This window comes from Nonomuraea rubra, assembly GCF_014207985.1.
GTDB lineage: Bacteria > Actinomycetota > Actinomycetes > Streptosporangiales > Streptosporangiaceae > Nonomuraea > Nonomuraea rubra.
Map to the genome: position 1 here is coordinate 7742208 of NZ_JACHMI010000001.1, position 15868 is coordinate 7758075.

Sequence of the window (15868 nt, forward strand, 5' to 3'; positions counted from 1 at the left end):
TCAGCCCCGGGCCGGCTTGGCGGCTACGGCCAGAGCCGGCTGCAGGCACAGCCGCATCAGCCCGCGGACGGTGGCATGCTGCGGCTGCGGCGCCACGCCGACCGGCAGCCGTACCGACGCGCGCAACCGGCGCAGCAGCTCCTCCTGACGCGCGCCACCGCCGGTGACGACCAGGCCGCGGGCGCGCGTGGCGGGCCGCGCACCGGCCGCCAGGCGGCGGACCAGGGCCGCCGTCATGTCCACGACCCCCTCCAGCGCGTACGACGCCAGCCCCGTCCCCGTGGTGGCGCTGAGCTGGAGCGCGGCCGCGTCGACGACGGCCCCCTGGCTGAACGCGACCACCTCGACGATGCCCGCGCCGACGTCCAGCACCAGGCAGGGCCGGGTGTCGAGCACGTCCACGCCGGCGCCGACGGCGGCGGCCAGCGGCTCGTCCACCAGCCGCACCTCGCACCCGGCGATCTCGGCGACCGCGGCGCGGACCGCCCCGCGATCGCTCCGGGACGCGGCCAGCGGCACCCCGGCCAGCACCCGCTCCAGCGGGCGGCTGTCGTAGAGCCGGGTGTCCCGCAACGCCAGGCGAACCAGCCGCAGGCAGCCGCCCGGGTCGATCACCATGCCGTGCCGGATGGGCCGCACCGCGTCCGCCCCCCTGGCGATCACCGACGGCAGGTCGGCCATGGCGTTCCCGCCCATGGCCAGCGACCGGGTACGCGCGGTGCCCAGATCGAGCGCCACGAGGCGCCGCCCGGCGTTCACCACGCGCTCCCGCACGAGGACGCCGGGCGGAGCCCCAGGTGACATGCGGGCTCGTACGGCCGCGGCAGGACGTGAACTGATTCGGCGACGGACATGACGGTGATCGGCTCCTAGCTGACGCCAAGGGCAGGGCGGCAGACCCCGCCCCTGCTTGCACGAGGGGAAGGAAGAAAGAGACGTCGGCTAGGTCAGCGGCGGGCTGCGCGACCCCGCGGTGCGCTGCGCGAGCTGTTGCGGATCTCGGACCGCGTCCGCCGCGGGCGACGGCAGCAGGGCCAGATGGGTGGGCTCACCGTGGCGATCACCGTGCAGCAGCGGCCACAACGACAGCAGGACCGGGCCCATCACGCCGGTGAACGCGATGGACCCTCGTGGTGTTCTCCACGGTCCCGTCATGGGGCCGACCATAGCCCACACCGCCGCCGGACGCGCCACGGCTCGGCCGAACGCTCCGTGAGCGGTGCGGGCTGCGGGTGGTTGACGTGGCGTCTGCGAACGCTTACGGTTCCGGCAGTCGGTGAAACTATCGACACAATTCCGAAACTTTCGAAAGTCCTGTCGCCGCCCAGCCACCCCCACGGCACCGGAGGTCATTCGGTGAAGCCCTTGATCATCGCCCTCGCTCTCGTCCTCGCCGCCCCGCTCCCCGCCTCCGCCCACCCGCGCCCGCCGCGCGACCTGCGCCAGCTCGCGGAGCAGACCGGCGTCAAGATCGGCTCAGCGGTCGACATCGCCGCCCTGCGCGCCGAGTCCGACTACCGCAGGGTGCTCAACCGCCAGTTCAACCACGTCACCGCCGAGAACGCGATGAAGTGGGAGTCGGTGGAGCCGCAGCGCGGCGTGTTCACCTGGGACGACGCCGACACCCTGGTCGAGAACGCGCGCCGCAACCGCCAGCAGGTACGCGGCCACACCCTCGTCTGGCACAACCAGCTCCCCGCCTGGCTGACCGCGGGCGTCGAGGACGGCTCGATCGGCGCCACCGAGCTGCGGCAGATCCTGCGCGACCACATCACCACCCAGGTACGCCGCTACAAGGGCAAGATCCGCGCCTGGGACGTGGTCAACGAGGTCGTGGAGGAGGACGGCACGATGCGGCAGAGCATCTGGCTCAAGCACCTCGGCTCCGGCTACATCGCCGACGCCTTCCGCTGGGCGCACCGCGCCGACCCGCGCGCCAAGCTGTTCATCAACGACTACAACCTCGAGTGGAACGCCCCCAAGATCGAGACCACGCTGTCCCTGGTCAAGGAGCTCCAGGCGCAGGGCGTGCCGATCCACGGCGTCGGCTTCCAGGGCCACCTCGGCATCCAGTACGACTACCCCGGCGACTGGGCGAACGTCATGCGCCGCTTCGCCGACCTCGGCCTGGAGGTCGCGATCACCGAGCTGGACGTGCGCATGGAGCTGCCGGTGACGCCGGAGAAGCTGGCCACCCAGGCCACGTACTACAGCCGGGCCATGACCGACTGCCTCAGCGTCAGGGCCTGCCGCGAGCTCACCGTCTGGGGCTTCACCGACCGGCACTCGTGGGTGCCGGGCTGGTTCGACGGGGAGGGCGCGGCCTGTCTCCTCGACGAGAACCTGGCGCCCAAGCCGGCCTACCAGGCACTGCTGACGGTCAAGAACCCTCGCTGACCGATCGCCCTCGCTCACGAGGGGGCGCCACCGGGGGCGAGCACCCCCGCCGAGCCGGGCACCGTGCCGGCACGGCACCCTGATGACCGGAGTCGCCGGTCCGGCCAGGCACCCCTGATGACCGGGGTCGCCGGTCCGGCGAGGGACTCCCGATGACCGGGAAGCCGGGCGCGGCGTTCCCGATGGCCGGGCACCTTCCGCCGACGGTGCCCGGCCGCCGCCCAGGTCCTCACGATCCGCACACCCGCGTGAGGACCTGGGCCCCCAGCGTCCCGGCGGGCTCGCGGAAGCATCGGGCCAGGCTCGCGCCGAGCCTCAGAACGGGCCGGAAGGTGCTCGTCAGAACGGGCCGGAAGGTGCTCGTTCGAGCCGCTGGAAGAGGCCGTACACGAAGCGGGCGCGATGCGTCTCGCCGTCGTGGCGGAAGTCGACCGTCCAGTGGTGCGGGGCGGGGCCGTCGATCTGTACGGCGCCGGGGAAGCTCGCGCCGACGTCCCCCACGACGCACGCCCAGGGCACCAGGTCGGCGAAGGTCAGCGCGGCGGCGCCGGAGGGGCGGACGAACCACTGGTTCCACAGCTCGCCGCCGGGGCCGACCAGCGCCTCGTACGCCAGGCCCGGCCAGGTCGGCAGCGGCCACCGGAGCACGTCGCAGGTGAGGCTGCCGGCGGGCCTGCGGCCGCGGTGCGGCGGCGGGCCCAGCGCCCTCCGCAACGCGGCGGCCCCCTTCGGCGCCCTCGGGGCGTGGGCCAGCCTCGTCCAGTGGGCATGGGCCTCGCGCAACTCGGCGCGGGAGGCGCCGAGGAGACCGAGCGTCTCCTCGACCTTCTCGGCGTTCACGTCGCGCATGCGGTGCAGCAGCGCCAGCTCGAACTCACGTACCCCGAATCCCACCGCCCCAGCTTGCCACTCGCTACGAAACCTCGCGCCCGGGCGGCCCACCGGACCCGACCAGACCATCGGACCCGAGCGGACCACCGGACGCCGGCGGCCCACCGGACCCGGGGGCGCGGGCTGGTGCGGGACCAGCGGACCCGAGAGGACTGCCGGCGACGACGTCGGCCAGGGTGATCTCACCGAGCAGCGTGTCCTCGTGGCTGCGCAGCCGGTCCCAGATCTCGGCGAGCGGCGCGGCCGCCGGGGAGAACGGGCGCAGGGCCTGCTCGGCCCCCTCGGTGACGCGGATGACGTCGGCGAGCGCGATCTCCCCGGGCGGCCGGGCCAGCCAGTAGCCGCCGTCGGGGCCGCGCTGACTGCGGATGAGACCGGCCCGGCGCAGCTGAAGCAGGATGTTGTCGCAGAAGCGACGGGGGATGTCCTGCGTGACGGCGATGCGTTCGGCGTGCACCGGGCTGTCGGCCACGGCCAGGGCGAGCATGGCGCCCAGGGCGTATTGGGTGCGGGCGGAGATTCTCATGGGCCGGCTCAGGCGGAGGCCGTCTCCTCCTCTGCCGTCGTACGCCGGCGCAGCTCGCTCTCCACCGCCTCGACCGACTCGTTGGCCTTGTCGCGGCGGTACTCGCGTACGGAGTAGGCGATCGCGGCGGCCCAGATGGCGGCGATGACGAGGTAGGCGACGGTCTGGACGCCGCCGGAGGCGTCGATCCAGTCGCTGCGCAGCAGCGTGCGGACGTTGGTCAGCACGATCACGCCGCCCACGGCCGAGCCGAGGATGCGCGGCGGGATGTGCCGGACGAGCCAGGCGGCGATCGGCGCGGCGATGACACCGCCGAGCAGGAGGACGGCGACCCAGGCGAAGTTGATGTTCTCGGAGCCGATGCCGACGAAGAAGCCGACGCTGGCGGCGATGGCGACGAGGAACTCGCTGGCGTCGATGGAGCCGATCACCTTGCGGGGGGCCAGGCGGCCGCTGGCCAGGATGGCGGGCGTGCCGACCGGGCCCCAGCCGCCACCGCCGGTGGCGTCCACGAAGCCGGCCAGCAGGCCGAGCGGCGCCAGGAAGCGCCTGCGCAGCGGCTTGCCCAGGTTCCCGCGCGGCAGGCCGAACGCGGTGAAGCGGATGAGGATGTAGACGCCCAGGGACAGCAGGATGAGCGACATGACCGGGGCGGCGATCTCGGTGGACAGGCTCGACAGGAACGTCGCCCCGGCGAAGGCGCCGACGGCTCCGGGGATGCCGATCTTCGCGACGACCTTCCAGTCCACGTTGCCGAAGCGCCAGTGGGAGATGCCTGAGGCGAGCGTGGTGCCGATCTCGGCGAGGTGGACGGTGGCGGAGGCGGCCGCCGCGTTGGTGCCGATGGCCAGCAGCAGCGTGGTCGAGGTGACGCCATAGGCCATGCCGAGGCTGCCGTCGACCAGCTGAGCGGCGAGGCCGACCAGCCCGAGCAGGATGAGCGCTCGCACGATCTCCCCTTCCCTACGATTCCTACTATACAAGTAGGAATAATGATTTAGCGCGCCGGGCAACCTGTCAACCCTCCGGATGGACACGGAACCATGACGACCGCCCCCGGCGTGCGTGACCAGGCACGCCGGCTCGCGCACCGCCACGCCCACGCGAGATACGACCGCCGCCCGCGTCCGCGTCGGCACGAAGTCGGCACCCGGCGGGTGGCGCGTGCTCGACCCAGCGTGTCGCCACGTCCGTACGAGCTACGACACGACGCCGCCTCGGCGCGGGCCCGGCGGGCGGCGGGTGGTGCTAGTCGGTGATCAGCGCCTTGACGGCGAGTTGCTCCTCGCCCGCGGGCCCGTCGAGCCGGATCGACACCTCCCAGACGCCGCTCATCGAGAACAGCTCACCCTCGGCCACAAACCGCCCAGGCTCCCGCTCGGTGGCGGCGAGCTCAGGCGTGGAGTGCCCCATGTCGGCCATCACCGCGGACACGGCCACGCTGTCGGCGTCCCCCTCGCTCACCATGACCTCCACGGCGACCCGCCCCGGAGCCGGATCCTCGATCACCACGGTGGCGGCGTACCGGGCGCCGGTGGTGGTCAGGTTGATCGGATCAGCCGACGCACCCCCGCCCACCACGAACACCACCGCACCGGCGACCACGAGCGCACCAGCGACGAGCGCCGCCTTCACCCTCACCGCCCGGCCTCCGCCGCCGCCGTCACGTCCACGGTGAACGGCGCGGTCACGATGCGATCGCCGGTGGCGTACTGCACCCAGGCGAGGTACCGGCCGGGTGCGGGGAAGCTGAAGGTGAAGCGCAGCCGGGAGCCGGGGGTGCCCATCTCGTGCACGTGGCCGAGGAACGCCCCGTCCTGGCTGCGTACGAGCAGGTGCCCCGTCATGCCGAGCCAGGGCCGCACCCCGGCGGGGACGTCCAGCTCGATCGTCGTGGGCCGCCCCGCGACCGGCGCGGCGGGCTGCAGCCGCGGCACGACGGCCCCGCCCGCCTCCGCCACGTCCGCACGCGAAGTCTCGCCCCCGACCTCATCCCCAACCTCGGAACCGACCTCAGAATCGACCTCAGAGCCAGCCTCGCCCCCGATCTCGGAGCCAGCCTCGGAGCCGATCTCGAAACCGGCGGCGACGAGCTGGCCGCCCGAATCCTCCCGTTCCAGCTCGGCATGCGCCAGGTACCGCCCGGCCCGATCGGCGCGCAAGCGCACCTCCAGCCGTCCCGGCGCCGTGCGCAAGGGGTGCACGTGGCGGAAGTACCGGCCGTCCTCGCTGGTGACGACCACGTGGGCGAGCGCCTCGTGGTGCACGGTGAGATCGTCCACGGGCCGCCCGGTCGAGCCGTCGATGAGGTCCAGCCGCAACGTGAACTCCTCTCCCGCGCCCGGCCGCGCGGGCACCGTCTCCACCCGGGCCTGCGCGTACGGCCGCCCGCCCGCCGCAGGGGTCGCGGCGGCGGGGGCGGCGCCGTCGGGCGCGGGCGGCGGCAGTTGCGGTTCGAACACGATGACCATGGCGGCGACCGTCACCCCTGCCGCGGCCCCCGCCGCCAGCGCCATCGCCCGGCCGGGCCGGGCCGTGGCGCCGGTGAGCAGGCCGCCCACCAGCAGCAGCGCGGCCAGGAACAGGCCCCCGTAGATCAGGAAGTCGCCCATCGACCCGCGCTCGACGAGGACGCGGAACGGAACGACGGCGACCTCGCCTCCCGCACTCAGCTTCAGCTCGTGCGGCCCGGTGCGCTCGACCCTGACCTGGACGTACTGCGGGTCTGCCGCCGCCTGGGCCGTGCCCGTCAGCGCCCGGCCGTCCTCGACCGAGCGGACCTCCAGGCCGACGGGCAGCCCGGAGACCGGCTGGTACGCGATCACGCCGATCCGCAGCGGCCCCGGCACCCGCGAAGTCCCCTTGATCACCACCGTGACCTCGGCCCCGGCGATCGTCTGCGCGATCCGCAGATCCGCCCCCGCCGTGACATTGTGCGCCCCGGCGGGGACGGCCAGCGCCACCACGAGGACGGCGGCCAGGCACAGAGCTCGAACGATCATGCCCGCTCGGCGCCGGCCGTCTCGCCGTCCTCGGTGCCCGGTGTGACCGCCCCGATCGCGTTCGGCAGGAACAGCGCCCCGAGCGCCAGCCCGATGAGCCCGGCGATGACCGGCGCCCCCGTCCACAGCTCCGGCACCGCGGGCAGCCCGCCCCCCGCCACCGAGGAGATCCCGATGTAGAGCGTCCAGGTGGCGAACGCCGACAGCCCGGCGAACGCCCAGTAGGCGCCACGCCGCCGGGCCGACGGGCGCAGCCGGCGGATCAGCAGGTCGCTCACGAGCCCGGCGGCCACGAACGACAGCAGCACCGGCACGTTCTGGAACTCGGTCTGGGCGCCCGGCATGAGCACGACGATCGTGTACATGACGGTCACCGAGCCGAACGGCAGCACCCAGCGGCGGGCCAGCAGCAGGACCGGGCTGAGGATGACGACGTTGGTGACGACCATCGCCAGCGCGAGCCGGTCCGCGCCCGGGTCGTCCACCGAGGAGAACGCCTCGACGATGCGGCCCGGGCGGTACTGCATGGCGTCGCCGTACGACAGGAACAGCGACACCAGCGTGGTGGCGAACCCGAGCCCGATCAGCGCGGGCAGCAGCCGGCCGAGCGTCGGCCGGGGGCCGAGGTCGGGGGCGTTCCACGCGGAACGGAGCGGGGTGGTGATGATGAGGAGCATCGTCACGATGAGCCCGAGATGCGAAGGGCTGAAAAGGATGTCGAGGCTCGTCTCGATGCCGAGAATGGTGTGCCACATCATGTCCGCGAACCCGAACGCGGCGAACGCGGGCACCGCCACCAGCCCGGCGAGATAACCCGTCGGCACCGCCGCCAGCCCCTGCCTCCCGGCGCGTACGTTCCGCCACACCTGCCAGAGGATCCAGCCGGATACCACCGCGAACCCGGAGTAGAACACCGCATGCCACGGGGTGAAGAACGTCTCCAGTTCCGTCCGAGTGGTGTGCGCCCAGGCGTCGATCATCAGCCCGACCCCGAACCATACCCCGAGCAGCGCCGTCACCAGATCGGCTCTGGGAGACACCCATCCCCTGGGCTCCCCCGAATCCACCAGTAATCGCCGGATGCCGGCGTCGGCCAATGCCACGTTGCTGACTCCTTTCTGTCAGGTCGAACCTATCCATTGTGAGCGCGGAGAAGGGAGCCGAAAAACAACTTGTGGATTTCACGTTGCGTACCGGCGCGGACACGATTCAGAGAATGCCAGTCAAAATCCGGATATATCCGTGACGGAATTTGCGGAAATCGCCCGCCGCCGACCGGCCCGGGATCTACCGGGTTGAGAACGACGGGTTTCCTGCGCGATGCTGGTACGCCGGAAGAGTTCACTCGGGGGTCGGATGAGGTCGCTGCGAATCCTGCGCTGGCTGCCGTTCGTCGTCATGCTGGGTGTCGCGCTCACCGACCTGCTGGCCGGCGAGAACCTCGTCTTCCTGCCGCTCCTCACCCTCGGCCCCGCCTTCGCCTCGGTGTCGGGCGGCGTACGGCGCACCGCGGCCGTCGGGGCGGTGGCGCTGGCGCTGTGCGTGCCGATGGCCGTCTACAACGACCTGCTGTTCACGTTCGAGAACAACCTCACGGTCGTCGGCATCATGGGCGTGACGGCGGCGAGCATGCTGGCCAGCCGCCTGCGCCTGCAGCGCGAGCGCGAGCTGGCCAGCGTCCGCCAGGTCGCGGAGGCCGCCCAGCGCGTCCTGCTCCGCCCCGTGCCCCGGCGGGCGGGCGACCTCCAGGTGGCGCTCTCCTACACCTCGGCGGCGGCCGAGGCCCGGATCGGCGGCGACCTGTACGAGATCGTCACGACCCCGCACGGCGTGCGGCTGCTGATCGGGGACGTGCAGGGCAAGGGGCTGGCAGCGGTCGAGACGGCGGCGTGGGTGCTGGGGGCGTTCAGGGAGGCGGCCTACGACGAGGCCGGCCTGGCCGACATCGGCGAACGGCTTGAGGCCAGCCTGGCCAGGCACCTGGGCGGGGAGCAGTTCGTCACCGCGATCATCGCCGAGATCCACGAGAGCGAGATCACGCTGGTGAACTTCGGGCATCCGGCGCCCCTGCTCATCCTGGACGACGGCACCCTGCACCCCGCCGACCCGCCCGACCCCGGCCTGCCCCTCGGGCTCGGCGCGCTGGAGCCGGCCGCGGTCAAGGCGCACCGGGTGCCGTTCGGGAGCGGGGACCGCATCCTGTTCTTCACCGACGGGGTCATCGAGGCGCGGGACAAGGGCGGGGAGTTCTACCCGCTGGAGGAGCGGGTCTGGTTGTTGCGGCGGGACGATCCGCAGGCGGGCCTGGACGCGTTGCGGGCGGATCTGGTGCAGCACACGGGCGGGCCGCTGCTGGACGACGCGGCCATGTTGCTGCTGCACCGGCCGGGGGATTGAGCCGGCCAAGGCGCGTCACGGAAGCAGTGATCGGGTTTCGGCCACGATCGCGTCGATCAGGCCGGTGTCGTCCGCCAGCGCGGGATCGAGCCCGGCCAGGGCCGTACGGGCGGCCTCCCGCAGCGGTCCAGCAGCGGGCTCCCGTACAGGAGGAACGGGCTCGTGCTGGTGCAGGAGCCAGGCCGCGAGCACCCGGACCGCCCCGGCGGGGAGCGCGCCTCGCGCCCGCTCGGCTCTCAGGACCGGCAGGATCCGTACGGGCAGCTTCCGCGGGCCGTCCTCGGCGATCTTGGCCAGGGTGTGCCGGATCCTGGGGTTGGCGAAGCGGTCCAGCAGGGCTTGCCGGTACGCGGCCAGCTCCGCCTCCGGGAAGGACAGGTGGCGGGACGCCTCCGCCCACCATTGCGCCAGCCATCCCCTGCAGGCCGGATCGGCGACGGCCTCGGCGACCGTGGTGTGGCCGCGCAGCGACCCGGCGTAGGCCAGCAGCGAGTGGCCGCCGTTCAGCAGCCAGAGCTTGCGCTCCTCGTACGGGGCGGCGTCGGTGACGAAGCGGGCGCCGGCGTCCTCCCAGCGGGGCCGGCCCGCCGGGAAGTCCCCGCACAGCACCCATTCGGAGTACGGTTCGGTGACGACCGGGGCGGCGTCGGCGCGGCCGGTCGCGGCGGCCACCAGGCCGGTGTCCTCCTGAGACGGGTACGGGGTGATCCGGTCGACCATGGTGGTGACGTAGCGGGCGTCCGCGAGCCGCAGCCCCGCCGCCTGCGCCTGCTCCTCGACCAGGCGCCGGGTCAGCTCGCCGTTGCCCGGCAGGTTGTCGCAGGACACGATCGCCACCGGCCCTCCCCCGGCCCGCCGTCGCGCCGCCAGCCCGGCCGCCAGCCGCCCCGCCACGGTCGCGGCCGTCGCGGCTGTGACCGTGGCGGGCGTAGCCGTCGCGGGCGGGGCCGTCGCGGGAGGGGCCGTCGCGGGAGGGGCCGTCGCGGCCGGGGCGGAGTCGCGCGCGTAACCTGCCTCGGTGACGGTCAGCGTGACCACGGCCAGCTCGGGCCGCCGCCAGTACGCCAGCCACTCCGCGTCCTCACCCCCGCCGTGCACGGCCGTGACCGATCCGACCACCTCGAAGGCGTCCCCGTCCGCGCCCCGCGTGACCAGCGTGTAGGCCCCGTCCTGAGCGGCCAGTCGCGCCACCAGATCCGTGCTGCGGCCGGTGAAGGCGGCGATGCCCCACCGGGAGGCGTCGGGGGCGTGCTCGGTGTACCAGGCCTGGTGCGCGCGGAAGAAGCCGCCGAGCCCCAGGTGCAGCATGCGGACGGGCGCGGCGGGGCGCCCGTCGGCGGCTCGGGTGAGGGGCCGGGTCACGGTTCCACGCGGACCAGCGGCACCGTCGTCGACTCCCTGACCACCAGGTGGCAGGGCCGGGCGTGCCGTCCGGGGGACGGTGTGCCGTTGATGGCGGCCAGCAACATCTCGGCGGCCGTCCTGCCGAGCCCTTCCAGGTTCATGTCCACGCTGGTCAGCGGCGGCTGGCAGGCCCCCGCCATCACGTCCCAGTTGTCGTACCCGACCAGCGCCACCTCCTCCGGCACCCGCCGCCCCACCGCCCGCAGCGCGTCCGCGACGCCGCGCGCGATCTGGTCGCTGCCGCAGAACACGGCGTCGAACGAGGTGCCGCCCGCCAGCAGCATCCCCACGGCCTGCCGGCCCCAGGCCTCGCTCCACGCCCCGAACAGCGGCGGCGCCGCCAGGGAGAGCCCCGCCTCGGCGAGCCGTCCGACGGCGGCGGCCGAGCGCGCCTGGGCCGAGTGGTGGTGCTCGGGCCCGGTCACGTGCGCCATCCTGGTACGGCCGATGGCCAGCAGGTGCTCCACCGCCTTGCGCGCCCCGCCCTCCTCGTCGGGCACCACCGAGCAGTCGCCGGGGTCCGTCGAGCTGATGAAGGCGTAGACCACGGGCACGGGCAGCCTGGGCGCGATCGGCGCGCGGGCCTCCGTGCGCCTGCCCGTCACGATGATGCCGTCCACGCGCCGGCTGAGCAGCGTCTTGACGTGGTACTGCTCCCGGATCGGGTCGTCGCGGCCGTCGCACAGGAACACCGACATCTGCCCCGCCCCGAGCGCGTCCTCCGCGCCCATCAGCACGGGGATGCTGAACCGGCCGATCGTGTCCGTGGTGATCATGCCCACGGTGTACGTGCGGCCGGAGTGCAGGCTCCGGGCCCCCGCGTTCACCTCGAAGTTGAGCTGCCTGGCCGCCTCCCTGACCCGGGTCCGGGTCTCCTCGCGCAGGGACCCGCGCCCGTTGAGCGCCTTGGAGGCCGTGCCCACCGACACCCCGGCGAGCGCCGCCACGTCGGTGATCGTGGCGTGACGCTCCACTTTGCCCATGCTTGCTCCGCTTTCCGAACGGCTTGCCCGTGTGAACTCTACCCTCCGCCGAGTCCAGCAACAGGGCGTCGCCCCGTACGAGGCAAACGGTTTCCTCCCCCTTCCTCAGCGCGGGATGTTCTCAGCGGACCGGCAGCCCCGTGACCGCCCGGCCGATGATCAGCCGCTGGATCTCGCTCGTGCCCTCGAAGATCGTGTAGATCTTGGCGTCGCGGTGGAAGCGCTCCACCGGGTGCTCCCTGGTGTATCCGGCGCCGCCCAGGATCTGGATCGCCTGCTCCGACACCCAGACCGCCGTCTCCCCCGCCACCAGCTTCGACATCGAGCCCTCCGCCTGCTCGAACCGCTTGCCGTTGCGGGCCATCCAGGCGGCGCGCCAGGTCAGCAGCCGGGCCACGTCCACCCGCGTGGCCATCTCGGCCAGCAGGAAGGCGATGGCCTGGTTCTCGCCGATCCTGCGGCCGAACTGCTCGCGCTCGCGGGCGTAGTCCCTGGCGTACTCGAAGGCCGCGCGGGCGATGCCCACCGCCATCGCGGCCACCGACGGGCGGGTGGTCTCGAACGTGCGCATCGCCGCCTGCTCGCCGGCCCGCTCGCCGTTCCGTACGCGCGCCAGCCTGGCCTCCAGCTTCTCCTTGCCGCCGAGCAGGCAGGAGCCGGGCACCCGGACGTCGTCCAGGACCACCTCGGCCGTGTGCGAGGCGCGGATGCCGTGCTTGCGGAACTTCTGCCCCATCGACAGCCCCGGCGTGCCCGGCGGGATCACGAACGACGCCTGGCCCCTGGTGCCCAGCGACGGGTCCACCGAGGCGACGACCACGTGCACGTTCGCGATGCCGCCGTTCGTGGCCCAGGTCTTGACGCCGTTGAGCACCCAGTCGTCGCCGTCGGGGACGGCTCGGGTGCGGATGGCGCCGACGTCGGAGCCGGCGTCCGGCTCGGACGCGCAGAAGGCGCCCAGCTTGACGTCGTTCTCCGTGCCGAACATCTGCGGCAGCCACTCCCCCATCTGCTCGGGGGTGCCGTTGGCGGCCAGCGCCGCGGCGGCCAGGCCGGTGCCGGTGATCGACAGCCCGATGCCCGCGTCGCCCCAGAAGATCTCCTCGAACGCCACCGGCAGCGCCAGCCCGCTCTCCTCGAACCACTGGGTGGCGAAGAAGTCGAGCGAGTACAGCCCGACCTTGGCCGCCTCCTGGATGACCGGCCAGGGGGTTTCCTCGCGTTCGTCCCATTCGGCGCCCGCGGGGCGGATGACGTCGCGGGCGAAGGCGTGCACCCAGTCACGCACCTGGACCACGTCGTCGCTCGGCTCCGGACAGAACCCCGCCATCACTCCCCCTAAGGTTACCGGTGGTAACACCTTACCGGTCGGTAGCGTGCCATCGGAACGCCTCTTCGCCGCCGATGTCACGGCTCACTGCTTTCCTGCCGTCCAGGTGGAGAGCAGGATGAACAGGGTGGCCAGCGCCATGCCGGTCGCGAGGCCGTACATGAGCGGGGTCAGACCCCCGAACGCGGCCGCCACCTGCGGGCCGACGCTGCCGCCGACCGCGAGCGCGGCGGAGAACAGCGCCAGCGCCGTGCCGCGGGCCGGGCCCGCCTCCGCCGAGATCGACTCGTTCATGCTGGGCAGGCCGCCGGTGATGGCGGCGACGAACAGGGCGAGCAGGAGCACCAGGACGGCGGTGCCGGTGAGGCCGATGACGGCCAGCGCGAGCGCGGCGGCCGCCAGGAACGCGGCGGCCCTGGTCGTCATGCGGATCCTGGCCAGCCACGGCATGAGGAGCGGCATCAGGACGATCGACGGCAGCCCCGCCGCGCGCAGCGCGAGCAGCTCGGCGGGCGAGCTGCCGCCGTAGATCTGCAGGCCGGTGTACACGGCCACGAAGCCGACCATCAGCATGAACGTGGCCAGGTACCGCAGGCTCAGCACCCGGTGCAACAGCAGGCCCGGCAGCGGCCGGTAGGCGGACCACAGGGATCCGGCGGCCTGGCGGGACACATCGGGCAGCATGACCGCGCGCACCCCCAGCGCGGCGAGCACGAACCCGGCCGCCGACAGCCCGAACAGGCCGCGCCAGCCGATCACGTTCACCAGGAGCTGGGCGGCGACCTGCAGCAACACGGCGGAGGCGAGGAACGCGCCGGTCACCGCCGCGATGGCGACCACGCGGCGGCGCGGCTCCAGCCGCTCCCCCAGGTACGCCATCCCGGCCGGCGGGAACATCGCCACCGCCACGCCCTGCACCGCCCGCAACCCCAGCGCCACCTCGGGCGACGGGCTCAGCGCCACCAGCGCCGTCGTCAGCGCGGCCAGCGGCAATCCGATCATCAGCAGCCTGCGGCGGCCGTACCGGTCGGAAAGCGGTCCGAACACCAGGAAACCGATGCCGTAGCCGATGCCGAAGGCGGTCACCAGCCACGTCAGCCCGCCGGCCGAGGAGCCCCAGCCGGCGGCCATGTCGTGCAAGAGGGGGATCACGATGTACAGCTGGCCGCTGACCAGGATCGCGGTCAGCGTGAACGCCGCCAGCGTGCTCGCGAAGGGCGCGGCGGCCGGGGATGGGGGCCGCAGCCGCGGGGCGGGGGAAACAGTGAGTGTCATGGGGTCGGACGCTAGCCAACCAACTGGTTGGATGTCAACCATCTAGTTGGTTTGCAACCAACCGGTTGGTGGCTAGGATGTCGTCATGGCACCCAAGGTCTCGACCGCCGCTACCCGCGCCGCCCTGCTGGAGGCCGCGCGGGAGGAATTCGCCGCGTACGGGGTGGCGGGCGCGCGCGTGGATCGCATCGCCGAGCGCGCCGGCGTCAACAAGGAGCGCATCTACGGGCACTTCGGCAGCAAGGAGAAGCTGTTCGACGCCGTCATCACCGAGGCGCTCGACGACCTGACGGCCCAGATCGCCCTGCCCGGCGCCGACCCCGTCGACTACGTGGCCAAGCTGACCGACTACTACCGCGCGCATCCCGACCTGGTGCGGCTGCTGATGTGGGAGGCGCTCAACTACCGGGGCGAGGAGCTCCTGGAGGGCCAGGAGGCCCGGGTGGAGCGCTGCGGCCGCAAGACGGCCTCGCTGGCGGAGGGCCGGGGTGAGGAGCCTTCGGCGCGCACGGCCAGGATGTTGTTCACGCTGACGGGGCTGGCGCTGTTCCCGGCGATGATGCCGCAGCTCGCGCGCATCATCCTGCGGGACGCCGCCGACGACCACGAGGCGATGCGCGACCAGATCGCCGCCTTCGTCACCGCCGCGCTCAAGTGACCGCCGGGCCGGCGGCCGGCTCCCTGCCCATCGGCGAGCAGGGTTGGCCGGCGGGCGGTCAGGCGTCCACGGTGACCATCGGCGGGCGTTCGCCGATGCCGACGTCCCGGATCAGGACCTCGTGCCCGTTCTGCCCCCGGCGGAACTGGGCCAGCCGCAACGACGGCTCGTGGAACGTCTGGATCTTCCCCTGGCGCTCCAGCCGGGACCAGGCGGCGAGCATGATCTGCCCCGCCATCCCGCCGAGCGCCTCCGTGGACTGGGGCGCGTGCTCGCGTGACCCCAGGTCCACCTGCGCGAAGGCGTCCAGCCCCGCCAGTTCGAGGAGATCGATCAGGAGCCCCAGCTCGACGCCGTAGCCGGTCACGAAGGGCACCCGTTCCAGGGCCGAGCGCCGGCCCGCGTACTCCCCCGCGAGTGGCTGCACGAAACCCGCCAGTTCGGGCCAGTGCAGGTTGATCAGTGGCCGGGCCACCAGCTCCGTGACGCGCCCGCCGCCGTTGCCTGCGGCGTTCACCGGCCGGTCATAGCACCCCTTGGCGTACGCCACGCTCGGGTCACCCAGCAGCGGCCCCAGCACTCCGAGCACCAACGAAGGCCGAAAATTCCGGATATCGGCGTCGACGAACACCAGCACGTCACCCGAGGTGACAGCCAGTGACTTCCACAGCGCCTCCCCCTTGCCGTCGAGCGGTTTGAGCTGCGGCAGGATCTCGTCCTGGGCATGCACCCTGGCCCCCGCGCGGGCCGCCACCAGCGCCGTGTCATCAGTGGAACGCGAGTCGATGACCACGAGCTCGTCCACGAGCGGGCCCAGCTCGCGCCGGATCACGCCGACGATCTCCCCGACGGTGTCCCGCTCGTCGCGGGCCGGGAGCACCACGCTGACCGTGGTCTCCCCCTTGGCGGCCAGCAGGTCCCGGAGCGGCCAGTCCCCGGCGGACGAAGTACGGCGCCGCAACCAGCCATGCACTTCCGGCAGCATGCGACACCACCCCCGAATCC

General features: G+C 72.9%; 16 protein-coding genes. 3 read left to right on the top strand and 13 right to left on the bottom strand.

The features are described from left to right. A complete protein-coding gene (locus HD593_RS35200) occupies positions 1–804 on the bottom strand; it encodes a rod shape-determining protein (RefSeq protein ID WP_185106241.1) in 804 nt (267 codons plus the stop codon). Positions 805–942: 138 nt separating this feature from the next. Then, entirely contained in the window at positions 943–1155 is a 213-nt protein-coding gene (locus HD593_RS60600; RefSeq protein ID WP_221525152.1) for a hypothetical protein, read from the bottom strand. A 201-nt stretch (positions 1156–1356) separates the two neighbouring features. On the opposite strand from HD593_RS60600, the gene HD593_RS35205 reads away from it, so the two are divergent. Then, entirely contained in the window at positions 1357–2397 is a 1041-nt protein-coding gene (locus HD593_RS35205) for an endo-1,4-beta-xylanase (RefSeq protein WP_221525153.1), read from the top strand. Positions 2398–2736: 339 nt separating this feature from the next. Here the strand turns inward: HD593_RS35205 and HD593_RS35210 are convergent, their stop codons facing one another. The 6 genes from HD593_RS35210 to HD593_RS35235 all read right to left on the bottom strand — a co-directional run bounded on the left by HD593_RS35210 (position 2737) and on the right by HD593_RS35235 (position 7919). Next, positions 2737–3291 (bottom strand): hypothetical protein, encoded by a 555-nt coding sequence (locus HD593_RS35210; RefSeq protein WP_185106243.1) that lies wholly within the window; start codon positions 3289–3291, stop codon positions 2737–2739. A gap of 19 nt (positions 3292–3310) precedes the next feature. Next, entirely contained in the window at positions 3311–3814 is a 504-nt protein-coding gene (locus tag HD593_RS35215; protein WP_185106244.1) for an RrF2 family transcriptional regulator, read from the bottom strand. A gap of 8 nt (positions 3815–3822) precedes the next feature. Then, positions 3823–4764 carry a sulfite exporter TauE/SafE family protein gene (locus tag HD593_RS35220; protein WP_185106245.1) on the bottom strand — a complete coding sequence of 314 codons (942 nt, stop codon included), beginning with the start codon at positions 4762–4764 and terminating at the stop codon, positions 3823–3825. A 298-nt stretch (positions 4765–5062) separates the two neighbouring features. Then, a complete protein-coding gene (locus HD593_RS35225) occupies positions 5063–5455 on the bottom strand; it encodes a hypothetical protein (RefSeq protein ID WP_185106246.1) in 393 nt (130 codons plus the stop codon). Then, on the bottom strand, positions 5452–6816 hold the full coding sequence (locus tag HD593_RS35230) for a hypothetical protein (RefSeq protein WP_185106247.1): 1365 nt from the start codon (positions 6814–6816) through the stop codon (positions 5452–5454). The genes HD593_RS35225 and HD593_RS35230 overlap by 4 nt, the downstream gene beginning before the upstream one ends. Next, a complete protein-coding gene (locus tag HD593_RS35235; protein WP_312903934.1) occupies positions 6813–7919 on the bottom strand; it encodes a hypothetical protein in 1107 nt (368 codons plus the stop codon). The genes HD593_RS35230 and HD593_RS35235 overlap by 4 nt, the downstream gene beginning before the upstream one ends. Positions 7920–8172: 253 nt before the next feature. Here HD593_RS35235 and HD593_RS35240 point away from each other — a divergent pair, with 253 nt between their 5' ends. Continuing rightward, the gene (locus HD593_RS35240) at positions 8173–9213 is read left to right on the top strand and encodes a PP2C family protein-serine/threonine phosphatase (RefSeq protein ID WP_185106248.1); all 1041 of its coding nucleotides are present in this window, start codon (positions 8173–8175) and stop codon (positions 9211–9213) included. Positions 9214–9228: 15 nt separating this feature from the next. Here the strand turns inward: HD593_RS35240 and HD593_RS35245 are convergent, their stop codons facing one another. From HD593_RS35245 to HD593_RS35260, 4 genes are all read right to left on the bottom strand, one after another. Next, on the bottom strand, positions 9229–10575 hold the full coding sequence (locus HD593_RS35245; protein ID WP_221525156.1) for a mannitol dehydrogenase family protein: 1347 nt from the start codon (positions 10573–10575) through the stop codon (positions 9229–9231). After that, the gene (locus tag HD593_RS35250) at positions 10572–11600 is read right to left on the bottom strand and encodes a LacI family DNA-binding transcriptional regulator (protein ID WP_185106249.1); all 1029 of its coding nucleotides are present in this window, start codon (positions 11598–11600) and stop codon (positions 10572–10574) included. Before HD593_RS35250 ends, HD593_RS35245 begins: the two co-directional genes overlap by 4 nt. Positions 11601–11721: 121 nt before the next feature. Further along, positions 11722–12930, bottom strand: coding sequence for an acyl-CoA dehydrogenase family protein (locus HD593_RS35255; RefSeq protein WP_185106250.1), 1209 nt, complete (start codon positions 12928–12930; stop codon positions 11722–11724). 84 nt (positions 12931–13014) lie between these two features. Further along, the gene (locus HD593_RS35260; RefSeq protein WP_185106251.1) at positions 13015–14205 is read right to left on the bottom strand and encodes an MFS transporter; all 1191 of its coding nucleotides are present in this window, start codon (positions 14203–14205) and stop codon (positions 13015–13017) included. A gap of 85 nt (positions 14206–14290) precedes the next feature. Between HD593_RS35260 and HD593_RS35265 the strand changes: the two genes are divergently transcribed. Further along, a complete protein-coding gene (locus HD593_RS35265) occupies positions 14291–14863 on the top strand; it encodes a TetR/AcrR family transcriptional regulator (protein ID WP_185106252.1) in 573 nt (190 codons plus the stop codon). Positions 14864–14921: 58 nt separating this feature from the next. Here HD593_RS35265 and HD593_RS35270 read toward each other — a convergent pair whose 3' ends face one another. Next, complete coding sequence (locus HD593_RS35270; protein WP_185106253.1) at positions 14922–15848, bottom strand: glucosyl-3-phosphoglycerate synthase; 927 nt, start codon at positions 15846–15848, stop codon at positions 14922–14924. Positions 15849–15868 lie beyond the last annotated feature (20 nt).

What these genes read in the sequence shown, in the direction of transcription:
- HD593_RS35200 (WP_185106241.1), bottom strand. Translation starts at nt 804, where the DNA reads ATGTCACCTGGGGCTCCGCCCGGCGTCCTCGTGCGGGAGCGCGTGGTG.
- HD593_RS60600 (WP_221525152.1), bottom strand. Translation starts at nt 1,155, where the DNA reads ATGACGGGACCGTGGAGAACACCACGAGGGTCCATCGCGTTCACCGGC.
- HD593_RS35215 (WP_185106244.1), bottom strand. Translation starts at nt 3,814, where the DNA reads ATGAGAATCTCCGCCCGCACCCAATACGCCCTGGGCGCCATGCTCGCC.
- HD593_RS35230 (WP_185106247.1), bottom strand. Translation starts at nt 6,816, where the DNA reads ATGATCGTTCGAGCTCTGTGCCTGGCCGCCGTCCTCGTGGTGGCGCTG.
- HD593_RS35240 (WP_185106248.1), top strand. Translation starts at nt 8,173, where the DNA reads ATGAGGTCGCTGCGAATCCTGCGCTGGCTGCCGTTCGTCGTCATGCTG.
- HD593_RS35250 (WP_185106249.1), bottom strand. Translation starts at nt 11,600, where the DNA reads ATGGGCAAAGTGGAGCGTCACGCCACGATCACCGACGTGGCGGCGCTC.
- HD593_RS35255 (WP_185106250.1), bottom strand. Translation starts at nt 12,930, where the DNA reads ATGGCGGGGTTCTGTCCGGAGCCGAGCGACGACGTGGTCCAGGTGCGT.
- HD593_RS35260 (WP_185106251.1), bottom strand. Translation starts at nt 14,205, where the DNA reads ATGACACTCACTGTTTCCCCCGCCCCGCGGCTGCGGCCCCCATCCCCG.
- HD593_RS35265 (WP_185106252.1), top strand. Translation starts at nt 14,291, where the DNA reads ATGGCACCCAAGGTCTCGACCGCCGCTACCCGCGCCGCCCTGCTGGAG.
- HD593_RS35270 (WP_185106253.1), bottom strand. Translation starts at nt 15,848, where the DNA reads ATGCTGCCGGAAGTGCATGGCTGGTTGCGGCGCCGTACTTCGTCCGCC.